Source organism: Streptomyces pratensis (assembly GCF_016804005.1).
In the GTDB taxonomy this organism is placed as follows: Bacteria; Actinomycetota; Actinomycetes; order Streptomycetales; family Streptomycetaceae; genus Streptomyces; species Streptomyces pratensis_A.
The window spans coordinates 6,923,005-6,948,306 of record NZ_CP051486.1; the positions used below are offsets into that span (position 1 = coordinate 6,923,005).

The 25,302-nt window shown below is 71.3% G+C and carries 21 protein-coding genes, 1 tRNA gene and 2 pseudogenes; 12 read left to right on the forward strand and 12 right to left on the reverse strand.

Annotation, left to right across the window (positions count from 1 at the left end; genetic code table 11):
- The first annotated feature begins 283 nt into the window (after window positions 1–283).
- Window positions 284–356, forward strand: a tRNA-Arg gene (locus HED23_RS28900).
- Window positions 357–987: 631 nt separating this feature from the next.
- Here HED23_RS28900 and HED23_RS28905 read toward each other — a convergent pair.
- Both HED23_RS28905 and HED23_RS28910 read right to left on the reverse strand, forming a co-directional pair.
- Entirely contained in the window at window positions 988–1,560 is a 573-nt protein-coding gene (locus tag HED23_RS28905) for a hypothetical protein (protein ID WP_203186292.1), read from the reverse strand.
- A gap of 390 nt (window positions 1,561–1,950) precedes the next feature.
- Window positions 1,951–2,547: an NADPH-dependent FMN reductase gene (locus HED23_RS28910; RefSeq protein ID WP_203186293.1), complete on the reverse strand. Its 597-nt coding sequence runs from the start codon at window positions 2,545–2,547 to the stop codon at window positions 1,951–1,953.
- Window positions 2,548–2,659: 112 nt separating this feature from the next.
- On the opposite strand from HED23_RS28910, the gene HED23_RS28915 reads away from it, so the two are divergent.
- Entirely contained in the window at window positions 2,660–3,499 is an 840-nt protein-coding gene (locus tag HED23_RS28915) for a helix-turn-helix domain-containing protein (RefSeq protein ID WP_203186294.1), read from the forward strand.
- A gap of 185 nt (window positions 3,500–3,684) precedes the next feature.
- Here HED23_RS28915 and HED23_RS28920 read toward each other — a convergent pair whose 3' ends face one another.
- Window positions 3,685–4,485: an HAD-IIA family hydrolase gene (locus HED23_RS28920; RefSeq protein ID WP_203186295.1), complete on the reverse strand. Its 801-nt coding sequence runs from the start codon at window positions 4,483–4,485 to the stop codon at window positions 3,685–3,687.
- A gap of 105 nt (window positions 4,486–4,590) precedes the next feature.
- On the opposite strand from HED23_RS28920, the gene HED23_RS28925 reads away from it, so the two are divergent.
- The 9 genes from HED23_RS28925 (at window position 4,591) to HED23_RS28965 (ending at window position 15,383) form a co-directional block, all read left to right on the forward strand.
- Window positions 4,591–5,865: a phosphoribosyltransferase family protein gene (locus HED23_RS28925; protein WP_203186296.1), complete on the forward strand. Its 1,275-nt coding sequence runs from the start codon at window positions 4,591–4,593 to the stop codon at window positions 5,863–5,865.
- Between the two features lie 554 nt (window positions 5,866–6,419).
- Complete coding sequence (locus tag HED23_RS28930; RefSeq protein ID WP_203186297.1) at window positions 6,420–8,144, forward strand: serine/threonine-protein kinase; 1,725 nt, start codon at window positions 6,420–6,422, stop codon at window positions 8,142–8,144.
- Between the two features lie 23 nt (window positions 8,145–8,167).
- Window positions 8,168–9,307, forward strand: coding sequence for an FHA domain-containing protein (locus HED23_RS28935; RefSeq protein WP_203186298.1), 1,140 nt, complete (start codon window positions 8,168–8,170; stop codon window positions 9,305–9,307).
- Between the two features lie 182 nt (window positions 9,308–9,489).
- The gene (locus HED23_RS28940) at window positions 9,490–10,053 is read left to right on the forward strand and encodes a GNAT family N-acetyltransferase (RefSeq protein ID WP_203186299.1); all 564 of its coding nucleotides are present in this window, start codon (window positions 9,490–9,492) and stop codon (window positions 10,051–10,053) included.
- A gap of 243 nt (window positions 10,054–10,296) precedes the next feature.
- On the forward strand, window positions 10,297–11,820 hold the full coding sequence (locus HED23_RS28945) for a sugar ABC transporter ATP-binding protein (protein ID WP_203186300.1): 1,524 nt from the start codon (window positions 10,297–10,299) through the stop codon (window positions 11,818–11,820).
- Window positions 11,817–12,869 carry an ABC transporter permease gene (locus HED23_RS28950; protein ID WP_203186301.1) on the forward strand — a complete coding sequence of 351 codons (1,053 nt, stop codon included), beginning with the start codon at window positions 11,817–11,819 and terminating at the stop codon, window positions 12,867–12,869. Before HED23_RS28945 ends, HED23_RS28950 begins: the two co-directional genes overlap by 4 nt.
- A complete protein-coding gene (locus HED23_RS28955) occupies window positions 12,853–13,905 on the forward strand; it encodes an ABC transporter permease (protein ID WP_203186302.1) in 1,053 nt (350 codons plus the stop codon). Before HED23_RS28950 ends, HED23_RS28955 begins: the two co-directional genes overlap by 17 nt.
- A gap of 61 nt (window positions 13,906–13,966) precedes the next feature.
- Window positions 13,967–15,055 carry a rhamnose ABC transporter substrate-binding protein gene (rhaS, locus tag HED23_RS28960; RefSeq protein ID WP_203186303.1) on the forward strand — a complete coding sequence of 363 codons (1,089 nt, stop codon included), beginning with the start codon at window positions 13,967–13,969 and terminating at the stop codon, window positions 15,053–15,055.
- A 13-nt stretch (window positions 15,056–15,068) separates the two neighbouring features.
- Window positions 15,069–15,383 (forward strand): L-rhamnose mutarotase, encoded by a 315-nt coding sequence (locus HED23_RS28965; protein WP_203186304.1) that lies wholly within the window; start codon window positions 15,069–15,071, stop codon window positions 15,381–15,383.
- 80 nt (window positions 15,384–15,463) lie between these two features.
- Here the strand turns inward: HED23_RS28965 and HED23_RS28970 are convergent, their stop codons facing one another.
- The 7 genes and pseudogenes from HED23_RS28970 to HED23_RS28995 form a co-directional block, all read right to left on the reverse strand.
- Complete coding sequence (locus HED23_RS28970; RefSeq protein WP_203186305.1) at window positions 15,464–15,922, reverse strand: hypothetical protein; 459 nt, start codon at window positions 15,920–15,922, stop codon at window positions 15,464–15,466.
- A gap of 36 nt (window positions 15,923–15,958) precedes the next feature.
- A pseudogene (locus tag HED23_RS36145) lies at window positions 15,959–16,117 on the reverse strand (hypothetical protein); the annotation flags it as partial.
- Window positions 16,084–16,656, reverse strand: a pseudogene (locus HED23_RS28975) (hypothetical protein); the annotation flags it as partial. The pseudogenes HED23_RS28975 and HED23_RS36145, both read right to left, overlap by 34 nt.
- 63 nt (window positions 16,657–16,719) lie before the next feature.
- A complete protein-coding gene (locus HED23_RS28980; protein WP_238442150.1) occupies window positions 16,720–17,679 on the reverse strand; it encodes an STM4015 family protein in 960 nt (319 codons plus the stop codon).
- A 112-nt stretch (window positions 17,680–17,791) separates the two neighbouring features.
- Entirely contained in the window at window positions 17,792–19,381 is a 1,590-nt protein-coding gene (locus tag HED23_RS28985; protein ID WP_203186308.1) for a vWA domain-containing protein, read from the reverse strand.
- Window positions 19,382–19,506: 125 nt separating this feature from the next.
- Window positions 19,507–20,391: an ABC transporter permease gene (locus HED23_RS28990; protein WP_203186309.1), complete on the reverse strand. Its 885-nt coding sequence runs from the start codon at window positions 20,389–20,391 to the stop codon at window positions 19,507–19,509.
- Window positions 20,388–23,216: an alpha/beta fold hydrolase gene (locus HED23_RS28995; protein ID WP_203186310.1), complete on the reverse strand. Its 2,829-nt coding sequence runs from the start codon at window positions 23,214–23,216 to the stop codon at window positions 20,388–20,390. Before HED23_RS28995 ends, HED23_RS28990 begins: the two co-directional genes overlap by 4 nt.
- 132 nt (window positions 23,217–23,348) lie before the next feature.
- Here HED23_RS28995 and HED23_RS29000 point away from each other — a divergent pair, with 132 nt between their 5' ends.
- Window positions 23,349–23,810 carry a GNAT family N-acetyltransferase gene (locus tag HED23_RS29000; protein ID WP_420803054.1) on the forward strand — a complete coding sequence of 154 codons (462 nt, stop codon included), beginning with the start codon at window positions 23,349–23,351 and terminating at the stop codon, window positions 23,808–23,810.
- Between the two features lie 58 nt (window positions 23,811–23,868).
- On the opposite strand, the gene HED23_RS29005 is transcribed toward HED23_RS29000, so the two are convergent.
- Both HED23_RS29005 and HED23_RS29010 read right to left on the reverse strand, forming a co-directional pair.
- Window positions 23,869–24,630 carry an SDR family oxidoreductase gene (locus HED23_RS29005; protein ID WP_203186311.1) on the reverse strand — a complete coding sequence of 254 codons (762 nt, stop codon included), beginning with the start codon at window positions 24,628–24,630 and terminating at the stop codon, window positions 23,869–23,871.
- Window positions 24,627–25,235 (reverse strand): DUF4291 domain-containing protein, encoded by a 609-nt coding sequence (locus HED23_RS29010; protein WP_203186312.1) that lies wholly within the window; start codon window positions 25,233–25,235, stop codon window positions 24,627–24,629. Before HED23_RS29010 ends, HED23_RS29005 begins: the two co-directional genes overlap by 4 nt.
- Window positions 25,236–25,302 lie beyond the last annotated feature (67 nt).

The following is a 25,302-nucleotide window of genomic DNA, read 5'->3' on the forward strand; positions in this document are numbered from 1 at the left end:
CTTTTTGAAGCGTATAGGCCTCTCTGCGCGGCGAATCCACCCCGGGGGACAGAGGGGACGAGTGGGGCGCAGGCATAACGAGTGCACAACACCCGGGGCGCGAGGCGCCAAAAGCGATGCATGAATCGCACCTACCTGCGATTATCGGTTCGCTTCACCGAACCTCCACATCGTGCCACGCAGGTGAAGCAACCGGGACGAGGCGATCTGAGCCCTATCCTTGTCCCCGCAAGGTCACGGATGGCTTGAACCAGTGCCCTCCGGGGCAGCAGGCCGTCACCCGGCCCCCGTAGCTCAGTGGATAGAGCAGGCGCCTTCTAAGCGCTTGGCCGCAGGTTCGAGTCCTGCCGGGGGCGCACATCGCGCACCACTGCGAGGCCCTCCACCCCGGAGGGCCTTTTCGCTGTTCAGAGGCACGATAACGAGCGATGCGCAGCAGGAACGTAAGCGCCGGACCTGCCTCACGCGACCACGAGGACGGTCCGGCACAGTCCGGCTGTCACCGGGTCTCCACGGGTGGCCACCAAGAATGCGCGGAGAAGTTCTCCGCGCCCCCTCAGCCTTCGTCAGTCAGCGCGGGGTGGTCCTCCCCGGCGTCCATCCGTCTTTCGAGTTCGGAGAACCGGCCCGACAGGCAGCGGGTGTACACGGCCGGGAGGGACGGCACGCCGTCACCCGCCCCCTCCTCGACCTGTGTCGGCGGAATCCCCGTCGCCGAACCACTTGGTCTCTTACACGCCTCGCCCAGGGGTGCGGCGAACACACCAGGGGTGCTTCGTGATTCGCCTGCTTCGCGATTCGCCTGGGCGAGGTGCCCGCACTTCGTCCGGACGACGCAGTCGTGACCTCGCCGCCCCGGTTCGCCGACCTGCGGCCGGGGACGGACCCGTGGCGCGAGGGCGGCATTCGAGCGCCAGGGCAGCTCGCGGCTTGACTCTGTCCGCCGTCGGCAGGCCTCGGGACTCCTCCTTCAGGGACGTCAGCGAGTTACTTCTGCTTCACCGGCGGGCACGTGCCCGTGTCCTCACCGATGGAGTTGATCTCGGCGTTCGACCGCGAGTCGTCCGCGTAGTCGACCTGGTCGGTGCACTTCGTGCCGGGGTCCTTCGGCGTACCCGACGCCTCGCCGGACTTCTGCACCGGCGGGCACGTCCCCGTGTCCTCACCGATGGAGTTGATCTCGGCGTTCGACCGCGAGTCGCCCGCGTAGTCGACCTGGTCGGTGCACTTCGCGCCGGGGTCCTTCGGCGTACCCGACGCCTCGCCGGACTTCTGCACCGGCGGGCACGTCCCCGTGTCCTCACCGATGGAGTTGATCTCCGCGTTCGACCGCGAGTCGCCCGCGTAGTCGACCTGATCGGTGCACTTCGTGCCGGACTCGGCGGGCGTGCCGGACGACTTGCCCTCCGCGGTGTCGGACTGCGGGGTGCCCGCGACGGTGGCGGATGAACTGCTGGCTGAGGACGACGCGTTGTCGCCACCGCCCGTGTCGCAAGCCGTCAGCGCGAGGCCGAGGGCCACTGCGGTCATGGTCAGTACCGAGATCTTCCGAGTGCGCATGCTGCTGTCCTCTGCGTGGGGGCTGTCGCTCCTGGGGAGCAGGCGGGCGAACCGGGCGACCGTTCGCCCGTGTGGCTTCGTGTCTTCCCAGAGGGCCGGTGCGGTCGCCCGAGTTGCCTCTTGATCGTCTTCAGGACACGTTCGTGACATGACAGTGGTCGCGTCGTGAAGTCCGAGTCGGGCGTGTCGCCCACCGAGGGATCACCTCGCCCCCGCGCGGTGCGCGGCGTGATGTGGCGTGAGCGGAGCCGTCGCCCTCGGCAGGCTCTTCCTCCGGGGACACGGGCACGGTAGTTCTTGCGGCGCGGCGAACGCGTGAGCGCCGGGCCGCTCCCGTGGTTCAAGACGGGAAGGGTCCGGCGCCGTCCGGCTGTCACCGGGGCTCCGCCGTCACGCCGGGTAGGGAACCGCCTCGCGCGCCGTCCGGAGAGCGCCCGCCCACCAGGCCAGCTGTTCGAGCAGCGTCTTGGCGTACCCGGAGGCCTCAGGGTCGAGGGGGCGGCCGTCCTCCCACACCGAGTAGTAGTTCGGGAAGGCGAGACCGTCCCGGATCGTCACGGCGTGCAATTCGGTCAGCACGTTCTCCAGGTGCAGCACCGCGTGCCGGCCGCCTGCCGCCCCTCCGTAACTGACGAAGGCGACGGGCTTTGCCGTCCACTGGGTGAAGTGCCAGTCGATGGCCGCCTTCAAGGAAGCTGGGTAGCTGTGGTTGTACTCGGGCGAGATGACGACGAAGGCGTCAGCGCCCTCCAGGGCGGACGTCAGTGGCGCCATCCCGGCCGGGCGGGGGTAGTCGTCCGCCGCGTACTTCGGCGACGCCGCCGGAAGCTCCAGGGGAATGTCGATGTCTGCGAGATCCACGACGTCCACGTCGAAAGCGCCGTGGCTGTCCGCCTGTTCGGCGACCCACGAGGCCACGACCGGGCCGAAACGTCCTTCGCGGACGCTTCCGACGATGATCACCAGCTTGTACTTGTCGTTGTCCATGCGCACCACGATCGGCCCGCACCGCGACCCCAGCCAGACCGTGCTCAGGCTGGCCCCCGCAGGGCCACCCTGAGCCCTCCGCGGCCCGCGCCCCAGGCCATATCCTCGATGCATGGGGACGCCGTTGGGAGATTTCATCCGGGCCAAGCGTGACAGCATCCAGCCGCAGTCACTGGGACTGCCGGACCACGGCCGCCGCAGAGCACCCGGGCTACGGCGCTCGGACCTCGCCGGACGGGCCGGTATCAGCGTGGAGTATCTGACCCGCCTGGAACAGGGCCGGGACCGCAACCCCTCGGTCGCTGTGGTGAACGCGGTCGCGGACGCGCTCAGCCTCGCCCCCTCGGAGCGCAGCCACCTCCGCTACCTCACCAAGATCAGCGGCGGCGAATGCACCGCCCACACCCAGCCCGCGCCACCGCCCCGTGAGGTCCGTCCGCCGGTCCTGGAGACGCTTCGCCTTCTCGAACCCGGCATCGCCATGGTGACCAACCGGCTGGGAGACGTCCTGGCCCGCACCAGCGCGTACGAGTCGGTGACGAGCGGGACCGGACTGCTCGACCACGATGTCCCGAACCTCACCCGCTATGTCTTCACCGACCCCCGTGCCCGGGCGTTCTTCGCCGACTGGGACGACGTCGCGGACGAGCAGGCCTTCGACCTGTGGCTCGCGCCCTCCATCGAGAACACCGAGTGGTTCACCGCGGAACTCGCCCCCGTCGCCGGTCCCGACTTCACCGGCCGCCTGAACGGCCATGTGGTCCCGCGACGCGGGGCCCTGCGGCTCAACCACCCGTCGGGGTGCGAACTCCGGCTGCTCCGCGAGACGCTGGACCTCCCTTCGGACTCCCAACAGCTGGTCGTCCTCCTCCCCGCGGACGAGGGAACAGCGCGGGCAGTGGACGGGCTTCGAGGCCTGCCGACGCACGGCCGGCTCCGGGCCGTCCAGTGACGCCCATGCCGAAGCGCCCTTCCGCGAGCCCGGGACGGAGCCTCGGCCACCGGTACCCGCACACCCCGCACCACATTCATGGATGAATGACCGTCCGGGTCGGAGGACAGGGTCTGTATCGGATCATCCAGGGCTCTTCGTGGCGGGGCGCCGGCCCGGCCCGTTCACCCTGCGTCCGGACCGGCTCAACGCCTCAGCCCTTCCAGCAGGGCGGGAACGTCCGCGAACGAGTCCACCACGTGGTCCGGAGCGCCGTCGGCGGCCGCGTGGGTCCCGGGCCGGTACTTGCCGGTTCTGACCAGCACCCCGGTGATGCCGTGCCGCTGCGCGGCCAGCACATCCGTCTCGATGTCGTCGCCGACCATCAGCGCCCTCCCCGGGGCGGCGCCGAGGTGGGCCAGCGCGGCGGCGAAGAACGCCCTGGCCGGCTTGCCCGTGACGACGGCCTCGGTACCGGCGGCACGCTCCAGACCGAGGAGGAACGCCCCGGTGTCGAGGTCGAGCCCACCGGCGGTACGCCAGTACAGGTTGCGGTGCATGGCGACCAGGGCCGCGCCCTGCTGGACGTGGCGGAAGGCGCGGTTGAGCGCCGAGTACGTGAAGGCTCCGCCCGCGCCGCCGAGGACGACCACATCGGGCACGGCACCCTCGGCGTCCTCCTCCTCGACGAGGGTCACCCCGGACAGGTCGCCCCTCACGTCACCGGTGTTGATCAGCAGGCAGCGGGCTCCGGGGTGGTGCTCACGGAGGTGGGCGGCGGTGACCGCGGGCGCCGTGAGGATGTCGTCGGGACCGACGGGAAAGCCCGAGTCCGCGAGGCGCTCGGCGATCCGGGCGCGCGTCCGGGACGTGGTGTTGGTCACCAGCGCCAGCGGGACGTCCACGGCACGCAGCCGCTCCATGGCATCCACGGCGCCGGGCAGCGGTTCCCAGGACACCGTGAGCACCCCGTCGATGTCGATCAGGACCGCGTCGATTCGCTCCATACGACCGACCGTCCCCGACTTGCCGAACCGGCGCAAATGGGATTGTTTCGAAGGTGGGGTGCGCGTGTGTGTTCCGCTCTTCCCCTCTGTTGGAGGTGAACCACCGTGCTGTTCACCGATCGCACGGATGCCGGTCGCCGGCTCGCCGTGGCGCTGAGGCACCTGGAGCGGCGCGATCCCGTCGTCCTGGGGCTGCCGCGCGGCGGGGTCCCGGTGGCGTACGAGGTGGCGCAGGCCCTCCGTGCCCCGCTCGATGTGATCGTCGTCCGCAAGCTCGGGGTGCCCTACCACCCGGAGCTGGGGTTCGGCGCCATCGGCGAGGGCGGGGTGCGGGTCATCAGCGACGAGATCGTCCGCCACGCGGGAGTGCGGGAGAAGGACCTCGTGGCCGTCGAACGCACCGAGGAGGCGGAGCTGGCCCGGCGGGCTCACGCCTACCGCGAGGGCCGGCCACGCCTGCCGCTGAAGGGGCGGGCGGTGGTCGTGGTGGACGACGGGGTCGCCACCGGAGCGACCGCGAGAGCGGCCTGCCAGGTGGTGCGGGCGCAGGGCGCCGCCCATGTCGTCCTGGCCGTCCCGGTCGCGTCGCCGGACGTCGCCGCCAGGCTGCGCGAGGACGTCGACGAGGTCGTGTGCCTTTCCACCCCGAAGCTCTTCTCCGCCGTGGGTGAGTGGTACCGGGACTTCTCCCAGACCTCCGACGAAGAGGTCGTCTCCCTGCTGGCCCGCGTTTCCGGGGGCATCGCCCCGTCCGAAGAGGTCGAGGTCGACGCGGGCGGGGTGCCGCTCCTCGGAGATCTCGCCCTCCCCGGGGACGCCGGGGCGGTGGTGGTGTTCGCCCACGGCTCCGGCAGCAGCCGCCACAGCCCGCGCAACCGTGCCGTGGCCTCGGCGCTCAACCGTGCCGGCCTGGGCACCCTGCTCTTCGACCTGCTCACCCCTGGGGAGGAGGTGTACCGCGCCAATGTCTTCGACATCGGTCTGCTGGCCGGGCGGCTGGCGGACACCACCAGCTGGCTGAGGCGGCGCCTGCCGCTCCCGGTCGGCTCCTTCGGGGCGAGTACGGGTGCGGCAGCGGCGCTGCGGGCCGCCGCGGCGGCGGACTCGGGGGTCGGCGCCGTGGTCTCCCGGGGCGGGCGCCCCGATCTGGCAGGTGCCGATCTGTCCGGGGTGCGTGCGCCCACCCTGCTCGTCGTGGGTGGCGACGACACCACGGTGATCGACCTGAACCGGCAGGCGCAGGCTGCCCTGCGGTGCGAGAACCGGCTGGAGATCGTCCCGGGGGCCTCGCACCTGTTCGAGGAGCCGGGCGCACTGGACCAGGTCGCGGACCTGGCACAGGACTGGTTCACGGCGCATCTCCTCCAGGACGCGTCCTAGCCCACGGCCTCGCCCGGATCAGGAGGGACCGGCCGGACCGGGGCCGGCCGGTCGGGGGCCAGGGTGGCCGGTCGGGGCCAGGGCGACCGGGTCCGGGACCAGGGTAGGACCAGGGACCAGGGTGACCGCTCCGGGACCAGGGCAGGACCAGGGACCAGGCTGCCGGTCCCGGACCAGGGCAGGACCAGGAACCAGGGAGCAGGGAGCAGGGAGCAGGGAGCAGGGTGACCGCTCCGGCGCCAAGGTGACCGGCCCAGGACCAGGGCAGGGCCGGGGGGGGCACGGCGGCAGGACCGGGCCGGCCGCAGCCGGTCCTCGACGGTGCGCGTGGCGCCGGCGAGCGGCGTCACCCCGGAGCGGCCGGCCGGCCGCTCACGCTCCCGGCGAAGGCCACCTGGGCCGGTAGCTTCCGCGAAGTGGCGAAAGTCCGAACTCACTTTCCCAAGAACCCATTTGACGGGTCATTAGCTGTCGTAGGCTCCGTTCGGGCATTTTTGGGCACGGACGAACAGGGGAGGTCCCCCATCAGCACCGACGGCGACATTTTCAGACCTATGGGCCCGCAGGATCCGCGCGAGACCGCCGGATACCGGCTCCTCGCCCGTATCGGTGAGGGCGGCATGGGGACCGTCTACCTCTCACATACCCGGGGCGGCCAGGCCGTCGCCCTGAAGCTGATCCGGCAGGAGTTCGGGGACGACCCCGAATTCCGCCGCCGGTTCGAGCAGGAGGTGCAGGCCGCCCGCCGGGTGCAGGGCTACCACCTCGTGCCCGTGGTCGACCACGACACCTCGGGTCCGCTTCCCTGGCTGGCGTCCGTCTACGTCCCGGGAGTGCCCCTCCAGGACGCCCTGGAGACGTTCGGGCCGCTCCCCCTCCCCGCCGTGTTCCAGCTCGTCGGCTGCACCGCGCAGGCCCTGGCGGCCATCCACGCGGCCGGTGTCGTCCACCGCGATCTCAAACCCGGCAACATCCTGCTGGGTCCGGCGGGCCCGTGCGTCATCGACTTCGGCATCGCGCGCGCCGCCGACGCCACGCAGCTCACCCGCAGCGGCGGTCTGATCGGAACCCCGCAGTTCATGTCCCCGGAGCATGCGCTAGGCGACTCCGTCGGTCCCGCGACGGACGTCTTCTCCCTCGGTCTGATCGCCGCCCTCGCGGCCACCGGCCGCCACCCGTACGGATCGGGCGGCGCCATCACCATCGCCGCCCAGATAGCCAACACCTCCCATCGGCCGCCCCAGCTGGGCGACTATCCGGACGCACTGCGTCCGCTGCTGGAACGCTGCCTGACCGCCGACCCGCAGGACCGCATCACCCCGGCCGAGCTGGCCCAGATGTGCGAGCAGGCCGCCGGCCGGTCACTGCGTGACTTCGGCGACTGGCTGCCACCGGCGCTCACGGCGGAGATCTCCCGCCGGGAACAGGCCTCCCGGCAGCCCCCGCCCACCACGGACCAGGGCACGACCGCCACCGGTCCGAGCTGGGGTGCCACGGTGCCGCCCGGTACCGGCCCGGCCGCGCCGCCCGCACCCTCGGGCGCCTGGACACCGGCACCGCCGGGCATCGCGCCCCGGACGGACACCACGGCCCCGCCCGCACCCACGCAGCCCGCCGGCCCCGCCCGGGGCTTCCCGCGTGCCCTGCTCATGGCCGGGGCGGCGATCACGCTCGTCATCGCCGTCACCGCGACCTGGTTCATATCGCGGCCCGACGACGAGGGAACGGACACATCCGCGGGCCCGGGCACGACGGCGGGGGCCGACAGCGCTTCCGCGTCCCCGAAGGAGAGCGGTTCCGGCGGGCAGGAGGAATCGGCGGCCCCGGCGGCGGAGACCACCTACACCGAGGTCTTCGCGGGCAAGCCGCTCACCATCCGCGCACCCGCCTACGGGACCGGCACCCACGTGGACCTGGACGCACCGAAGCTGTTCCCGAACGGGAGGATCGGCGAGATCGAGGACCTGGAGATGACGTACCAGGACTGGTCCAACGACGACCTGCAGTTCCTCACGCCCATGGGCCGGAGCGCGGGCACCGATCCGCAGCAGTGCCGGGACGGTGCCGATACGGACACCCTGCCGTCGAGCATCCTCTCGGAGGATCTGAAGGACGGCGGGATCATCTCCAAGGGGACGGTCCTCTGCACGGTCACGGCAGAGGGCAATCTCGCGATGCTGGAGATCACCGACGTGCTTCCGAACTCGGTCAAGGGCGACCTGGCCAACGAGCTGCCCGACTTCGTGACGAAGCTGACTCTCTGGAAGATCGACGAGTAGCGTCCGGCACGGAGGCCGATCCGATGGACAACCACCTCACCACGGACTTCGACGAGGCCTGTTTCCTCGTGGACCTGTCCAACGTCGTACGCAACCGAAGGCTCGGGGAGCCCGGGGCCCGGTCCCTGCGCCGGCTCCGCCTGCTCGTGGAGGCCGCGAAGGCGCTGGCGCGCGACCCGGACGTCAAGCTCTACCTGGTCGCGGACACGAGCCTGCGGCACGGCGCGCGCCGGGAGTTCAGCGACCCGGCCGACATCAGGCTGCTCGGGAGCTGGGTGCGCCGCGGCCTGGTCGAGGAGCTCGCCGACGCCGACGACCGTCTGCTGGAACTCTGCGAGCTGACCGGTATCCCGGTCATCACGGGCGACCGCTTCCGTGGCGCCCGGGGCGAACGGCCGTGGCTCCAGGGAAACACCGACGACTTCCTGGAGCCGGTGCCCGGCCCGGGCGGCACCGTCCGTCTCCTCCCCGTCGACATGGGCGTCGCCGACGCCCTGGCCATCTCCATGAAGCTGGAGGAGGACGCCCTGAAGAAGCAGGGCCTGCTGGACTCGCGGCGACAGCCCCGCTTCGACGTGGTGAGCCGCAACTGGCTTTGCGCGGAACGGCGTTGCACGCTGTACGACACGGCCAAGGGCACGGCGGCGCTGCTCCCCCGGATGCGCCGCGGCGCTCCGACCTGCGAGGTGCACGGCGGCACCCTCACCGACGACGGCCCGCGCACGGCGACGGTCCAGCTGAAGCTGCTGCTGGACGGGGAGCTGAAGGCCCGGTTCACGCTGGAGAACGGCACGACGGTGCCGGTCGGCAGGGCGCCCGGCCCTGGAGGCATCGCCCTGCACGGGCTGGTCCCGCCCGCGCGCACCGCAGGCCTCAGCCGCGTGCACGTGTCCCTGCGGATCAGCGACGGAATCGTGCACGTCCTGGACCGGAGCAGCTACGGGACGACCCGACGGCGTTCCTCGGCGGGGCGGGGCGGGCCCGGGCACTGGGGGAAGCTCGGCACGGCGGAGGAACGCTTCGGGGGTGGGGACGAACTCCTCCTGGTGGAAGGGGTGGTGCTGGCCCGCAGCGGGCGCCGCTTCCCGACGGAGCTGGCGCAGGAGTGGCAACGGCGCAAGCCTCTGCCGCCCGGCGCGGCGGACGTGACCCGGATGCTCTGACCGAAAAACACGGCGAGTGCCGAGCGGCCCCGGCGACCCGACCGGAAAACACGGCGGCTGCCGAGCGGCCCCGGCAGCCGAACGGTGCGGTGCGTACGGTCCGCAGCGGCGCCGACTGCACCAGCTCCGACGAGCCGCCGCGCCCTATCCTTTCCGGAACGGTCCAGGGGCGGGGGGCGGTCATGCGGGTACAGCTGGTCGAGGGCGTGCACCTTTCCGCATACGCCGACGGGATTCGGCGGGTGTACGCCGATGTGTTCTCGGCGCCGCCGTGGAACGAGGACCCGTCGGCCGGCGCGCGGTACACCGAGCGGCTCGCCGACGACGCCGGGCGCCCCGGGTTCACCGCCGCCCTGGCGCTCGACGGGGACTCCCTGGGCGGCTTCGCCACCGCCTGGACGACGCCCGGCGCCTTCCCCGCCGACCGCAGCTACGGGCCCGTCGCCGAGGCGCTGGGGCCCGACCGCGTCGTGGCGTGGCTGTGCGGGGCCCGGGAGGTCGACGAGCTGGCCGTCTCCCCCGACGCACGCGGTACCGGGTTGGGCGCGGAGCTGCTGACGGCGGTCACCCGGACCGCCCCGGGCGGACGGTGCCGGCTGCTCACGTCCGTGCGCGCCGGGGCGGCGCTGCGCTTCTACCCGCGCGCGGGCTGGCACCAGGTCCCGGTGCCGGTGCCCGGCAGGGCGGGACTCGTCGTCCTGCTCGGGCCGGACCATCCCGCGGCAACGAGCGCAGCCCACTTGTAAGTGGAGCGATGCGCGACCGTTACGTGAATCGATTCAAACGCCCGGAAGATAGTGGCCCACCCCGAAGGCTGTCAAGGGTGCCCACCCATCCCCCCATTCAGGTCGGACATCGCCACCCTTCATTGGAAATCCTCGTCATCAACCCATTGACTGCGCCCGCAATCCCCGTTTAGCTTCCGAGCAACCTCATTGAAACCTTTCACGGCGGGTGGAGCGGAACAGTCCCACCGCTGAGGAGCTCCCATGAACCAGTCCGCCCCGGGCCCGGCCCCGGTCCTGGCCCTGAAGGGCGTGAGCAAGTCCTTCGGCGCCGTACGGGCCTTGCAGGACGTGTCCCTGCAGTTGTTCCCCGGCGAGGCACACGCACTCGCGGGTGAGAACGGCGCAGGCAAGTCGACCCTGATCAAGGCCCTCGCCGGAGTGCATCGCCCGGACGGCGGCGAGGTGCTCCTCGACGGCGAGCCCGTCGTCTTCCACGGCCCGGCGGACGCCCGCGAAGCCGGAATCGCCGTCATCTACCAGGAGCCGACGCTCTTCCCCGATCTGTCCATCGCCGAGAACATCTTCATGGGCCGTCAGCCCCGGCGTTCCCTGGGCCGGATCGACCGCAGGGCCGTGCACGAGACCACCGCCGGGCTGATGCGGAGGCTCGGGGTCGACCTGGCACCGGACCGGCCCGCCCGCGGGCTCTCGATCGCCGATCAGCAGATCGTCGAGATCGCCAAGGCTCTCTCCTTCGACGCCCGCGCCCTGATCATGGACGAGCCGACGGCAGCCCTGACCGGCAGCGAGACCGCCAGGCTCTTCTCCGTCGTCCGTACGCTGCGGTCCGAGGGTGCGGCGGTGCTGTTCATCTCGCACCGTCTGGACGAGATCTTCGAACTGTGCCAGCGCGTCACGACCCTGCGCGACGGCCGGTGGATCTCCTCCGAGCCGCTCGAAGGGCTCACCGAGGACGACCTGGTGCGCAGGATGGTGGGACGTGACCTCGACGACCTCTATCCCAAGCAGGACGCCGAGGTCGGCGAAGTCGCCCTGTCGGTGCGCCGGCTGACCCGCGAGGGTGTCTTCCGGGACGTGTCCTTCGACGTCCGCCGCGGTGAGATCGTCGCGCTCGCCGGACTCGTCGGCGCCGGGCGCACGGAGGTCGCCCAGGCGGTCTTCGGTGTCGACCGGGCCGACGCGGGCGAGGTGAGGGTGGCCGGCACGGTGCTGCGCCCCGGTTCGCCGACGGCGGCGATGGACGCCGGGCTCGCGCTCGTGCCCGAGGACCGGCGCCAGCGCGGGCTGGTCATGGATATGTCGATCGAGCGCAACATCGGCCTGACCGGCCTGGACGAGGTCCGCAAGCGCGGGCTCGTCAGCCGGGCCCTGGAGCACGACCGGGCCGCCGACTGGGCCCTGCGTCTCCAGCTCAAGTACAACCGGCTGGCCGACACCGTGGGTGTCCTCTCCGGCGGCAACCAGCAGAAGGTCGTCCTCGCGAAGTGGCTGGCGACCGGCCCCGCCGTGCTGATCGTCGACGAACCGACCCGGGGGATCGACGTCGGCACCAAGGCGGAGGTGCACCGGCTGCTCTCCTCGCTCGCGGCGGACGGTCTCGCCGTACTGATGATCTCCTCCGACCTCCCCGAGGTCATCGGCATGGCGGACCGGGTGCTCGTGATGCACGAGGGCCGGCTCGTCGCCGAGATCCCGCGCGAGAGCGCCACCGAGGAGTCGGTCATGGCCGCGGCCACCGGACGCAACGAGAGGGCAGCGGCATGACCACCACCATGGAGAGCCCCCCGGACACCGCGAAGGCGCCGGAGCGGAGTGCCTCCTCGCTCGTGGACGCGGTCTTCCGGGCGCGCGAGATCTCCATCGCCGGGGCGCTGGCCCTGCTGATCCTCGGCACCTATCTGGCCAACCCGCTCTTCCTGTCCGACCAGGGCGTCAAGGACCTGCTGCTCAACGCGTCGATCCTGGTACTGCTCGCGGTCGGGCAGTCCGCCGTCGTGATCACCCGCAACATCGACCTGTCCGTCGGCTCCGTCGTCGGCCTGTCCGCTTTCGCCTGCGGCAAGTTCGTCGCGGGTAGCGACCACGGTGTGCTGACCGTGATGCTGCTCGGCATCGCGATCGGGGTGGTCTGCGGCCTGGTCTCCGGCGCCCTCGTCAGCTTCGGCAAGGTACCGGCGCTGGTCGTCACCCTGGGCATGCTCTACATCATCCAGGGCGTCGACTACTGGTGGGCGCAGGGCGAGCAGATCAGCGCATCCGACGTGCCGGAGGCGGTCCTGGGCCTCGGCAGCGGCAGCGTGCTCGGCATCCCCTATCTGCCGCTCGTCGCGCTCGCCCTGCTCGCGGCGACGGCGTACTTCCTGCGCAGCTACCGCTCGGGGCGCGAGCTGTACGCCATCGGGTCGAGCCCCGAGGCGGCCCGTCTCGCGGGCATCCCGATCCGGCGCAGGGTGCTCGCCGCATACGCCTTCTCCGGGGCCGTCGCCGGCTTCGCCGGGGCCCTGTGGCTGGCCCGCTTCGGCACCGTCGTCGCGGACAACGCGCACGGCTGGGAGCTGACCGTCGTCAGCGCCGTCGTCGTCGGCGGCGTCGCCATCACCGGCGGCACCGGCACCGTCTGGGGCGCGGCACTCGGCGCCCTGCTGCTCACCACCATCGGCAGCGTCCTGGTCGTGCTGAAGGTGGACTCCTTCTGGCAGGGCGCCATCACCGGCGCTCTCCTCCTGCTGGCCATCAGCGTCGACCGGATCGTGAACCTGCGGATGACCGCCGCACTGAGGAAGAGGAACGCCCGCCATGACCACGGCGCCTGACACGAAGACGGCTCCCACGCCGCGGGCCGTCCCGAAGCCCTCTCTCGTGCGCAGCCTGGCGCTGCGCTGGGACACCGCGGTCGGCGTCCTGCTGGTGGCGGTCCTCGTCGTCGGGCTCGGGAGCACCGAGGGCTTCGGTTCAGCTGAGAACCTCGCGTTCGCCTTCAACGACATCGCCGAAGTCGCCATCATCGCCCTGCCGATGACCCTCCTGGTCGTCGCCGGGCAGGTCGACCTGTCGGTGGCCTCCATGCTCGGCCTCGGCAGCGCGCTGACCGGCGCGCTGTGGGAGGCGGGCTGGGCCTTCGAGACGATCGTGCCGGTGGTGCTCCTCGTGGGCGTCGCCGGGGGTCTGCTCAACGGCTGGCTGGTCACCAAGGTGGGGCTGCCGTCCCTGGCCGTCACCATCGGAACCCTGGCGCTCTACCGCGGTCTGGCCTCGGTGGCGCTCGGCAGCGACGCGGTGACGGACTTCCCGCAGGTGTACGCGGACTGGGCCGTCGACACCACGACCGTCCCCGGCACCTTCCTCACCTATCCGGTGCTGCTCTTCATCATCCTTGCCGCGATCACCGCGGTGGTGCTGCACGCCACCGGGCTCGGCCGCTCGCTCTTCGCGATCGGCGCCCAGGAGGAGGCCGCGTACTTCGCCGGCATCCGGGTCAAGCGGATCAAGCTGCTGCTCTTCGTCGTGACCGGGCTGTTCTCCGCCTTCGCCGGGGTCATCTTCACCCTGAGGTACGGAAGTGCCCGCGCGGACAACGGACTCGGCTTCGAGATGCTCGTCATCGCGTCCGTCCTGCTCGGCGGCATCGACTTCGACGGCGGGAAGGGCACGCTCTTCGGCGCGGTCGCCGGTGTCCTGCTGATCGGCGTACTGAAGAACCTGCTCACGCTCAACGACATCGCCAACGAGGTTCAGGTCATCGTGACGGGGCTGTTGCTCGTGGCATCCGTCCTGACCCCACGGATCATCGCCGCGGTCGTCGAGCGACGGCACAGGCGGGCCGCGAACACCCCCGCACCCCAGCCGTAGGCCCTCTCCCCTCCCCCGTCCTCGTACTTCCTCGCTCCCCCTTCGAAAGGCACACGCCGCCATGATGCTCCGCAATGCCGCCGGGCGCCGCGCCGTCGCGACCGCAGCCACCGCCGTCTCCCTCGCCCTCGCCCTCACCGCCTGTTCCGGCACCACGAAGGACAGCAAGGAGAGCGGGGACTCCGCGAAGGCGGGCAGCGCCGCGAAGGCCGATCCGGACGCCCCGCTGAAGAAGGGCCTGAAGATCGCCTTCCTGCCCAAGCAGATCAACAACCCGTACGAGAAGATCGTCGACGAGGCCGGCATCGCGGCGGCGAAGGAGTACGGCGGCACGGGCAAGGAGGTCGGCCCGTCCGACGCGAACGCGTCCTCGCAGGTCTCCTACATCAACACCCTGATCCAGCAGCGCCAGGACGCCATCCTCGTCTCGGCGAACGACCCGAACGCGGTGTGCGGCCCGCTCAAGCAGGCGATGAAGAAGAACATCAAGGTCGTCGCCTACGACTCCGACACGGCGAAGGACTGCCGTCAGCTCTTCATCAACCAGGCCAGCTCCGAGGAGATCGGCCGCAGCCTGGTCCAGCGCCTCGGGAAGCAGCTCGGCTACAAGGGCAAGGTCGCGATCCTGTCGGCCACGCAGAACGCGACGAACCAGAACACCTGGATCGAGTTCATGAAGGAGGAGCTGAAGCTCCCCGAGTACAAGGACATGGAGCTGGTCAAGGTCGCGTACGGCGACGACGCCGACCAGAAGTCCTTCCAGCAGACGCAGGGCCTCATGCAGGCCTACCCCGACCTCAAGGGCATCATCTCCCCGACGACGGTCGGCATCGCCGCCGCCGCCCGCTACCTGAGCGACTCCTCGTACAAGGGCAAGGTCGTGCTCAACGGGCTCGGCACGCCGAACCAGATGCGCAAGTACGTCAAGGACGGCACGGTCGAGCAGTTCTCGCTCTGGAACCCGGAGGAGCTCGGCTACCTCGGCTCGTACGCGGCCGCGTCGCTGGCTTCGGGGCAGATCACCGGTGCGGAGGGCGAGAAGTTCAAGGCGGGCAAGCTCGGCGAGTACACGATCGGCAAGGACGGCGAGGTCATCCTCGGCGAGCCGACCGTCTTCGACTCCAAGAACATCGACACGTTCAACTTCTGATCGGAGCCGCTCCATGCAGCGCGTCTGTTTTCTGCTGAAGGTCCGTGAGGACCGCAAGGACGAGTACCGCGAGCGCCATGCCGCGGTGTGGCCTGACATGCTCGCCGCGCTGTCGGAGGCGGGCTGGCACAACTACTCCCTCTTCCTGCGCGAGGACGGCCTGCTGGTCGGCTACCTGGAGACGGAGGACTTCGACGCCGCACGGGACGCGATGGCCGCCACGGAGGTCAACGCACGCTGGCAGCGGGAGATGGCCGAGTTCTTCGAGCAGCCGGAGGCCGCGGACGAGGCCATGGTCCCGCTGACCGAGGTGTTCCACCTGGCCTGACCGGCGTCCGCCCCGGCGTGTCCGCCTCGCCTGACCGGTGTCCGCCCCGGCTGTCACGTGACAGCCGGGGCGGACGTCCGTCACGACGCGGCGAGAGCACCCCGTACGTCCGGGTACTCCACCTCGTCGGGGAGCTCGTGGCCGAGCTCGGTCAGCCTCGACGCGACGTCCGCGGGGCTCCGGCCCGTCAGGCTCGCGCTGCGCAGGACGTGCTCCAGGTGGACTTCGTCCCGGTACGAGCGGTCGACGGTCTCCAGCAGCCGGATGTCCGCCTCGTCCGCGCTCTCGGGCAGCTTCGCGTTCTCGTGCAGCCAGTGGCCCAGTTCGGTCAGCCTCGCGGCGATCGAGGCGGGGCCGCGCCCCGTGGCGAGGGACGCGCGCAGGATGTGCTCCATCCGCAGTCCGACGACGGTGTTCCTCCGCAGCCAGGGCGCGCGGCCGTCGAGGTTCTCGCTGAGGATGACGAAGTCGTCCTCGTCCGGGGACTCGGGGACCGGTCCGCCCGGTTCCCCGGCCCCGAGCACCTTCAGCCGGGCCACGATGTCCGCGGGGCGACGTCCCGTCTCCCGTGCGACGGCGAGTACGTGCCCGAGGGGTGCTGGCTCGTAGCGGCCGGCATAGTGGGCGCGGTAGGTCTCACCGAGCCTGAGGATCCTCTCGTCTTCGGTTCGGGGGTGTACGGCAGCCGGAGACCGAGGGCGGCCAGCCGCTCGGCGGCGGCGTGCGGGCTGCAGGCCAGGTACTGGGCTGCTTCGAGCACATGGGCCGCGGGCACCTCGTCACCCCAGTCGAGCCAGCTGCCGTCGCCCCTGGGGTCGGTGCGGATCAGCATGACGTCGCGGGGGTTCGACGTCGCGGGCAGCGGTCCGCTGCCACCGAGCCGGTAGCCGAGCACCGTCAGCCGGCGCGCGACGTCGGCGGGAGCGCGACCGGCGTGCTCCGCCGCCTGGAGGACCTCACGCAGGGACACGGGCTCACCGACGTCGACCCATTGCCGCGCGTACCTGTCGGGACCCTCCCTCTTGACCAGCGAGGCGTCCTCCATGCCGACGGAGTCGGGCCAGGGGACTCCGGAGTGCTGGACATCGGTGTATCCGAGGGAGGCCAGCCGTGCCACGACGGCGGCGGGGGTGTGTCCCCGCACCGCCGCGGCGTACAGCACATGCGCGTAGGGCACCTGCCTGGCGGGTTTCAGCCAGGGCCCTCGGCCGTTGAGGTAACGGCTGACCAGCAGGAGGTCGTCCGGGTCCTGGAACTCGGGGGTGTAGGTCATCGTGCGGGCCTTTCGACAGCGGCGGCGGGACGGAAAGGTGAGGGCCGGAGACCGGCGGGGCGTTCATTCGCCGACGGCGACGTACCGGTAGGACCCCGTTCCGAGTTCGGGGTACCTCTCGGCCTCCTCCTCATTCCGCGCGGTGAGGTTCACCCGCACGCCCTGCGGCTCCAGCTCCGTCCAGATCCGCAGCATCATGTCCTGGCTGAGGAAGTGGTGCGAGAGGTCGAGTTCCCGCAGGTGGCTGAGCGACTGGCCGGTCAGGAGAGCCTCCGCGCCCTCGTCGCCGAAGGTGCCCATCGACAGGCTCAGCGAGGTGAGTCCGCGGACGACCGGGGCCGAAGCCAGGGCCGCCGCCAACGTGTCCTGGTGCGGGCCGTTCTGAAGCCCGAGGTGCCGCAGGGCGGGCTTGCCGACGCCGGCGAGCAGGGGGGCGAGGTCCTCGGCCGTGGTGCCGCCGCCGTAGTCCTCGTCGCCCAGCCACAGCTCCAGGCGCTCCAGCGAAGGCAGGGAGGCGGCAGCGATCTGGGCTGCCGCCCCGGACGGCAACCCGCCGGATTCGACGCGCAGCACCCGCAGCCCTTCGTGGCCCGTCACGGGGAACCGCAGCCCGTCTCCCCCGCGCATGGCCAGCTCACGCAACCCGGGGAACGCCTCCAGCAGCTCCGTGAGGTCGTCCAGAGCGATCGTGGAGATCATGGCCTCCTCGTCCTCCAGATCGCCGAGGAACAGTGCCTCGAGCCCGGTGAACCTGGCCGACAGATCGATCAGCTCACGCAGACCGCTCCCGCCCTCGCCGTCGTACCAAGGGCTGCCGAAGACCAGAGCGCGGGTCTTCCCCAGGTCGACCGACTCGGTGAAACGCTTCCAGCAGGACACGGAGTCCTCATCGGACGGATACGGACCGCAGTGGAGACGCCAGGCCACTGCTCCCGCGTCGGGCAGGTCCGTGGGGTCCGCGTAGGGCGGGAAGGTGAAGACCGGCAGTCCGTGGAACCGCTCGACATGGTGGACATAGGACAAGGCTGAGCTCCTGACAGTCCGTTCGATGGCTGTTCGATGTGTTCTATCAGCAGCCTCCGACATGGACGGGCCCGGCAGGGAGGATTCCCTGCCGGGCCAACGGGCGGCGGTGTCAGCCGAGTTCGCCGTCACCCTCGTCGCCCGGCGGCTCGTCGCCGCTGCCGTTCCTGATCCGGTCGGCCTGTTCGATCATCGTGGCGAGCCTCTCCACCGAGCTGTCCTCGGTGGAGGAGGCCAGCTTCCGCGCGCGGTCGGCGAGTTCGCCGAGCGCGGGCGTGCCGGGGAGATCGCCGCCGCGCAGCGTGTCCGCGAAGTAGGCGGCCACCGCCGTCACCTGGAGCCGGGTGCCGTCGTCGCCCCAGAGCTTTCCGTCGATCGCTCCGGTCTCCACCGATCCCGTCTCCTCGTGCGCCTTCTTCGTCTTCGGGTCGAGCCACCGCACCGTCGCCGTCGCCACATGGCCGGACGCACCCTTCCGGAGCCGCACGGCGTAGAGCGCTGTCACCGTGTGGCCGGGGCCCACCTCGCCGCCGTCGACGCTGTCGTCCCGGAAGTCCTCGTCGGCGACCTTGCGGTTCTCGTAGCCGATGAGCCTGAACTGCTGGACGGTCTCACGGTCGAAGGACACCTGGGCCTTGGCGTCGCGGGCCCGGAGTTCGACGTGGGCGGGCAACTGGTCGACGAAGACCTTCCTGGCCTGGGTCTCGTCGGCGATGTACGTGGTGTTGCCGTCGCCCTTGTTGGTGAGGCGTTCCATCAGCTCGTCGCCGTAGTCGCTGCCGACTCCCACACCGAACAGGGTGATGCCGTACTCCTCGCGGGCGTCCCCGATGCGCTCCAGGATCGCGTCGGCGTCCGTCTCGCCGGTGTTCGCGAGGGCGTCGGAGAGCAGGACGACCCGGTTGTTGGCGCCCTTGCGATGGCCCTCGACCGCCTCGTCGTAGCCTCGCTCGACACCGGCCGCCACGTTCGTGGAGTCGGCGGGCTCCATCTCCTCGATGGCGTCCCGGACCTTGGTGCGGTTGCCCTGGAGGCGGGTCATCGGGAGCCGGGTCTCGGCCTCCTCGCTGAAGGTGACCAGGGACACGGAGTCGTCGTCGCGCAGTTCGTCTGCGAGGATCCCCAGCGAGGTCTTGGCGAGGTCGAGGCGCCCCGGTTCGGACATCGATCCGGAGATGTCGACGACGAAGGTCAGTGCGGCGGGCGGGCGTTCACCGGTGCCCGGGGCGGGCTTGGTGGCGAGCCCCACCCGTACGAGCGACCAGTCGGCGGCATCGGACCTGGCGCCGTCGACGCTCACCGCGAAGCCGTTGCCGTCAGGCCGCTCGTAGCCCTGGCGGAAGCTGTTGACGAATTCCTCCGGGCGCACCGTGTCCGCCGCCGGGAGCTGCCCGTCGCCCAGGGTGCGGCGCGCGTATCCGTAGCTCGCGGTGTCCACGTCGAGAGCGAAGGTCGACAGGTAGTCGGGCGCCGCGCTCTCCCGCGCCGCACCGTCCTCGGCCCGGCCCGTGGCGTCCTCCCGCTGCTCCGGTGCGGCGGACCCGCCCGAGGGCTGCCTCCCCCCGGCGGGTCCGCCGCTGCCGCTGCTGTGGTCGACTGCGGCGTCGTTGGTCGTGCCCGACCCGCCGCAGCCCGTGATCAGGATCCCGCCCGCCAGGAGAAGCGCGAGCGCTCCCCGATACGTCCTTGCCCTGCGGTCCATCTGTACCCCCACGTCGTAGACATTCGTCAATGTGACGTGTGAGGTGGCCGGGCGGAGTCGTCAGAAGCGTTGCGGAAACGTCTCGATGGTGCAACGACGGGCGGTGATGTGGCGGAACGTCAAGCTCAGGACACGATGTCCTTACGACTGAACCCCCGGAAGGCGAGAGCGAACAGGATCAGGGCATAGGTCACCGACACCGCTGCGCCCTTGACCATCCCGCCCCATTCGAGGTCGGGCTGGAGGGCGTCGGCCCAGGCGAACTGCCAGTGCGCGGGCAGGAACTCACGCCAGGTCCCGAGGGCGGTGACCGCGTCCAGGACGTTGCCGACGATCGTCAGTCCGACCGCGCCGCCCACCGCGCCGAGCGGTGCGTCCGTCTTCGTCGACAGCCAGAACGCCAGCCCGGCGGTGACGAGCTGGGAGACGAAGACGAAGGCGACGACGAGCGCGAGGCGCGGCACGGTGTCCGAGGTGCTGAGCGCACCCCCGGTGGGCAGCTTCAGCGGCCCCCAGCCGTACGCGACGGCTCCCGCGCCCAGTGCGACGAGCGGCAGCAGCACCATCGCGGCGAGGCTGAAACCGAGCGCAACGACGAGCTTGCTCCACAGCAGCCTGGACCGGGGCACCGGCGCCGCGAGCAGGTAACGCAGCGAGGACCAGCTCGCCTCGGAGGCGACGGTGTCCCCGCAGAACAGGGCGACGGGCACCACGAGCAGGAAGCCGGCGGAGACGAAGAGGCAGGTCGCCGCGAAGTTCGCAGCGGACTCCGTCGCCACGTCCATGAGGTTGATCCGCGAGCCGCCCCCGCCGCCCCCTTCGCCGCCGGGCGTGCCGCCGACCGCGAAGGCGATGATCAGGATGAACGGCAGGGCGGCGAGCACCCCGCCCATGAGCAGCGTGCGCCGCCTGCGCAGCTGCCTCATCGCCTCCACACGCAGGGGCAGGGTGCGGCGGGCGTGGTATCCGGGGGCTTCGGCGAGGGCCTGGATCTCTGTTGCGGAGCTCATTCGGATCCTTGGGAGATGAGGGTGAGGAACGCGTCCTCCAGGCGGCGGTGCGGCCCGACGCCCGTCACCGGTACGTCGAGACGGACCAGTTCGGAGACCAGCTGCGCGGCCGTGGCACCGTCGAGACGGACCAGCAGGCCGTGGCCGTCGTCCAGGCGGACGGCGGAGCCGATGCCCGGGAGGGCGGCCACCTTGTCCACGAGCGGTTCGGCCACCTCGGCGCCCGTGGTGACGAGCAGCATGTCGCCGGATCCGGTGATCTCGTCGACCGGGCCGGCCTGGACGAGCTGCCCCCGGTCCATGACCACGAGGTGGGTGCAGGACTGTTCGACCTCGGAGAGGAGGTGACTGGACACGATCACGGTGCGGCCTCCAGCGGCGTACCGGATCATCACGTCCCGCATCTCGCGGATCTGGGGCGGGTCGAGACCGTTGGTCGGTTCGTCGAGGATGAGGAGGTCCGGCATGCCGAGCATGGCCTGGGCGATGGCGAGACGCTGCCGCATTCCCTGGGAGTAGGTGCGCACCGCGCGGGCAAGGGCGTCGCCCAGCCCGGCGATCTCCAGTGCCTCGTCGATGTGGGCGTCCTCGGCGGGCCGTCCGGTTGCCTGCCAGTACAGCTCCAGGTTGGAGCGGCCCGAGAGGTGCGGGAGGAAGCCGGCGCCCTCGACGAAGGACCCCACGCGGGACAGCACGGGCGCGCCGGGCCGGATCGCGTGGCCGAAGACGCGGATCTCACCGGCGTCGGGGGTGATGAGCCCCATCAGCATGCGCAGGGTGGTGGTCTTGCCCGCGCCGTTGGGTCCGAGGAGGCCGAGGACCTGCCCCTTCTCGACCCGGAAGCCGAGGTCGCGCACCGCGTACCGGTCGGTGGACTTGGCGTACTTCTTGGACAGGCCCGTGATCTGCAGCGGTACCCCGGTCAGCGCCGGGTCGGGGGCGGGGGTGGTGGTGCGCCTGCGTGCGGTGAGCAGGAGAGCGGCGGCGATGACGACCGCGGCTGCGGGGAGCCCCCACGTCCACCAGGGCAGGGTGGCCGCCGCGGTCTTCACCGCGGGTGCGGTGGGTACGGTGAGCGGCCCGTCGAGGGTGACGGTGTACGTCGCGGGCTCGGCGGGTGACGCGTAGGCGAGGTCCGTGGCGGAGAGGACGAGGCGGAGCCGGTGCCCTGCGTCTACCTCGTGGTCGATGGCGGGCAGGGTCAGCTCGACCGGCTTGCTCTGCTCCTCGGGGGTGATGCGGTACGGGGAGACGAGCTGGGAGGGCAGCACCTGCTGCTTCCCGTCGGGCGAGACGTCGTAGACCTTGCCGAACAGCACCGCGTCGCCCTGGTCCGCCTTCACGTTCACGCGGACCGTGGGTGATCCGGTGACGTGTACGGCGCTGTCCAGCGGTTCGGAGTCGAAGCGCGCGTACTGCCCGGGGAAGTCGAGCGACAGCCCGACGCCGAGCGAGGACAGCTGGGAGAGCCCGCCCCCGATGCCCGGGACGGCCGAGATGGAGGGCGGGTTCGCCCCGGCGGGGTTGCGGAAGGTCTGCGTCCTGGCGCCGGCGGGTGCGTCCTGTCCGCCGGCCGCGAGTTCGCCCCGTCCGCCACCCGTCGCCGGGGCGTCCTGTCCGCCTCCGGTCGCGGCGCCGTTCCCGCCGCCCGTCGCGGGCTCCTCCTGGCCGCCGTCCGTCGGTTCGTCCTGTCCGACGCCGGGCGCGGTCCGCTGCCCGGCGCCGGTCAGGGCGATCTCGCGTCCGCCGCTGGTCAGCCCGGGGTAGGCGGCACTGCTCGCGCCGCGCTTCAGGGCGGCGCCGTCGGTGGAGTCGACGCCGCCGGTGCGGGTCACGCGGAATCCCGGGCCGGTGTCGGCGTTCTCGTCCTTCTTCAGGTACCGGTCGAACCAGTCGCCGATCCGGCCCTCGACGCGGTCGCCCTCGTCGTCCCCTCCGTCGTGCCCGCCCGAGATCCAGTCGACCGACACGGGGGCGCCGTTGGCCTTGATCGCCTTGGCCATGGCGTCGGACTGGCCGAGCGGGAAGAGCGAGTCGCTCTGGCCCTGGAGGATGAGCGCGGGCACGTCGATCCGGTCGGCCACGGCCTCGGGGGAACGTTCCGTCAGGAGTTCACGCGCCGCCGCGTCCGGCTTGCCGCTGACGGCGACCCGCTCGTACATCTCGCACAGCTGCTTCTGGAACTTCTCGCAGCCACCGCCCGAGGTGACGAAGATCCCGGCCCAGAGCTTCTTGAACACCCCGTCCGGGAAGAGCGCGTCGGCCAGGTTCCAGTAGCTGATCACCGGTGCGATGGCGTCGACACGCTTATCGTGGCCGGCGGCGAGCAGCGACACGGCACCGCCGTACGAGGCGCCCGTGACGCCGACGCGCGGGTCGCCCTTCGCGTCGAGCTCCACCTCGGGCCGGTCCGCCAGCCAGTCGATGAGCCCCGACACGTCCTTGACCTCGCCGTCGGGGGCGTTGAGCGTGATCTCACCGCTCGTCCTCCCGAAGCCGCGGGCTGACCACGTCATGACGGCGTACCCGTCGGCGGCCAGCTTCTCGGCCTGGGCTCGCACATCGTTCTTGCTGCCGCCGAAGCCGTGGCCGATGAGGACGGCGGGCCGGCGCTGTGTGCCTCCGGACGTGAAGTACGAGGTGTCGACCGACACCCCGTTCATCTTCATCATCCGGTCCTGTCGGTGCACGGGCGGCACACTGTCGTCGGCGACTGCGGTCCAGGTACCGGCACCCACGATCACGGCGAGGGCGGCGACGACCGCGGCCCACCGGCCTCGGGTACGGGGCAGCCGGTGCCGCCACCGGGAAGTCGGGTTCTCCATGACTCGACCCTAAACGGAACCGCCGGCGGACCGAGCTGCCCCCGGGGTGAGCTGCACGGCATCCCTGGGAGGTACGCCCGGCGCCACCCGTACTCCGTATGCGGTACACCATCACGAAGAAAGGCCACTTGCGTGGACATTCCACTCGGCATCCGAGCCGCCACGACCACTGCGGAGCTCCTCGCCGTCGCGCACCTCTACGACGCCCCGCCCCGCTCCGGGTGGGCGGCCCGTTTCCTGGCGGCGGAAGGCCATCTGATGCTCGTCGCGTACGCGGGAGACTCCCCGGCCGGCTTCGTCTCGGGCATCGAGATGACGCACCCGGACAAGGGCACGGAGATGTGCCTGTACGAACTCTCCGTCGACGAGCGGTACCGCCGCCGGGGGATCGGGCGCGCGCTCACGGACGCCCTGGCCGCCGAGGCCCGGCGGCGCGGCTGCTACGGCATGTGGGTCGGCGTGGAGCGCGACAACGGGGCAGCGCTCGCCACCTACCGCTCGGCGGGGGCGGCCGACGACGGGGCGTTCGCCATGCTGGCCTGGCAGTTCGGCGCCGGGCAGTTCCGCGCCGGGCAGTTCGGCGCCGGGCACTGAGCGGCGGGCAGCGCACGGCGGGGCAGCCGGGCCCGCTGGACCTGCCCGGCGGTCTCGGCTACCCGAGGCCACCGTTGCTCTGGATCAACTGGCCGTTGATCCAGCCGCCTTCGGCCGAGCAGAGGAACGTGACCAGGTTCGCGCAGTCCTGCGGCACTCCAAGCCTTCCCAGGGGCGTGAGTGCGGCCACCTCCACCTTGTGCTCCTCGGCCATCCAACCGGTGTCGATCGGACCGGGGTTGACCGCGTTGCAGGTCACTCCGATGTGGGCGAGCTCGCGTGAGGCGGCGAGCGTGATCCGGTCCAGGGCACCCTTGCTCGCCCCGTAGGGCAGGTTCCCGGCGGTGTGGTCGCTGGTCAGGCTGACGATCCGTCCGGCCCCGTGCTGCCCGCGGAACCGGAGCCCGTACTCCCGGATCAGCAGCCAGGCCGCGCGCGCGTTGACAGCGAAGTGGCGGTCGAAGCTCTCCACCGTGGTGTCCAGGAGACCGGAGTCGACCGACTCGGCATGGCAGAGCACGAGCGCGGTGATGCCTCCCAGCTCACGCTCGACGTCCTCGAAGAGCTGGGCCGGTACGGCCGGGTCGCTCAGGTCCGCCTCGACCGCGAGGGTGCGGGCGCCCAGGGACGCCGCCTCCTCACGCAGCTTGTCCTGTGCGCCCGGGTCCGTGCCCCACTCCATCCGCGCGTCGTAGGGGGTCCAGTAGCTGAAGGCCACGTCCCACCCGGCCCGCGCCAGGTCCAGCACCACGGAGGCGGCGATGCCTGCCGAGCGTCCCGCGCCCGTGACCAGGGCCGTGGGGCGGGTCGGGGCGCTCATCGGCCGGCCTCGACGGGGAGGGGCGCGCCGAGATCCGCGAGCGGAGTCTCCGCCGGGAGCAGCCCGCCGGCCTCGTCCCGCCGGCCCGCCCTGACGAGCCCGTGGATCTCATGGGCGAGCGGCGTGACGTCGGTGACGGAGACCAGCCACTCGTCCGCGTAGCGCCGTGACGCCTCACCGCTCAGTCCGAGCTGGAGGGAGCGGTACGGCAGCGGGTTCAGGTCGAGGTCGCGTTCCGGGTCCCACTGGACGCGGGTGGGACTGCGGCGCAGGCCGCGCTGCCAGGCGGCCCGGTCGGGGTGCACTCCCCGCACGTAGTGCGAGAGTTCCGCGTTCTCCAGGGCCCAGCCGAGGCCCTCGCGGGTGATCTCGACGGCGAGCACGGTCTCCTGGCCCTCCTTGGTGCCCCAGCCGCAGCGGTACATCATCCACAGGAAGCTCGGCTTGATCCAGGTCATGCGGTCGCGCTTCCAGACGGGCGGGAAGCGTCCGTCACGGGCGGCGGGCAGACCGATGGACGGCCGGTACGCCTGGTAGACGGTGACGGTCGAGTCGGTGTGCCGTGCGCGGATCTCGTAACGGGGCGGCGGGACTTGGTCGTTCATGCGCCCCAGGATGCTGGACCCGGCGCTTCGCAGCACCTGGTTTTACGACGCGGCCCGGCCTGGCAGC

Excerpts from the sequence above, each read along its gene's own strand:
- HED23_RS28905 (WP_203186292.1), bottom strand. The coding sequence starts at position 1,560 with ATGCGCACTCGGAAGATCTCGGTACTGACCATGACCGCAGTGGCCCTC.
- HED23_RS28910 (WP_203186293.1), bottom strand. The coding sequence starts at position 2,547 with ATGGACAACGACAAGTACAAGCTGGTGATCATCGTCGGAAGCGTCCGC.
- HED23_RS28915 (WP_203186294.1), top strand. The coding sequence starts at position 2,660 with ATGGGGACGCCGTTGGGAGATTTCATCCGGGCCAAGCGTGACAGCATC.
- HED23_RS28920 (WP_203186295.1), bottom strand. The coding sequence starts at position 4,485 with ATGGAGCGAATCGACGCGGTCCTGATCGACATCGACGGGGTGCTCACG.
- HED23_RS28930 (WP_203186297.1), top strand. The coding sequence starts at position 6,420 with ATGGGCCCGCAGGATCCGCGCGAGACCGCCGGATACCGGCTCCTCGCC.
- HED23_RS28935 (WP_203186298.1), top strand. The coding sequence starts at position 8,168 with ATGGACAACCACCTCACCACGGACTTCGACGAGGCCTGTTTCCTCGTG.
- HED23_RS28940 (WP_203186299.1), top strand. The coding sequence starts at position 9,490 with ATGCGGGTACAGCTGGTCGAGGGCGTGCACCTTTCCGCATACGCCGAC.
- HED23_RS28945 (WP_203186300.1), top strand. The coding sequence starts at position 10,297 with ATGAACCAGTCCGCCCCGGGCCCGGCCCCGGTCCTGGCCCTGAAGGGC.
- HED23_RS28950 (WP_203186301.1), top strand. The coding sequence starts at position 11,817 with ATGACCACCACCATGGAGAGCCCCCCGGACACCGCGAAGGCGCCGGAG.
- HED23_RS28955 (WP_203186302.1), top strand. The coding sequence starts at position 12,853 with ATGACCACGGCGCCTGACACGAAGACGGCTCCCACGCCGCGGGCCGTC.
- rhaS (WP_203186303.1), top strand. The coding sequence starts at position 13,967 with ATGATGCTCCGCAATGCCGCCGGGCGCCGCGCCGTCGCGACCGCAGCC.
- HED23_RS28965 (WP_203186304.1), top strand. The coding sequence starts at position 15,069 with ATGCAGCGCGTCTGTTTTCTGCTGAAGGTCCGTGAGGACCGCAAGGAC.
- HED23_RS28985 (WP_203186308.1), bottom strand. The coding sequence starts at position 19,381 with ATGGACCGCAGGGCAAGGACGTATCGGGGAGCGCTCGCGCTTCTCCTG.
- HED23_RS28990 (WP_203186309.1), bottom strand. The coding sequence starts at position 20,391 with ATGAGCTCCGCAACAGAGATCCAGGCCCTCGCCGAAGCCCCCGGATAC.
- HED23_RS28995 (WP_203186310.1), bottom strand. The coding sequence starts at position 23,216 with ATGGAGAACCCGACTTCCCGGTGGCGGCACCGGCTGCCCCGTACCCGA.
- HED23_RS29005 (WP_203186311.1), bottom strand. The coding sequence starts at position 24,630 with ATGAGCGCCCCGACCCGCCCCACGGCCCTGGTCACGGGCGCGGGACGC.
- HED23_RS29010 (WP_203186312.1), bottom strand. The coding sequence starts at position 25,235 with ATGAACGACCAAGTCCCGCCGCCCCGTTACGAGATCCGCGCACGGCAC.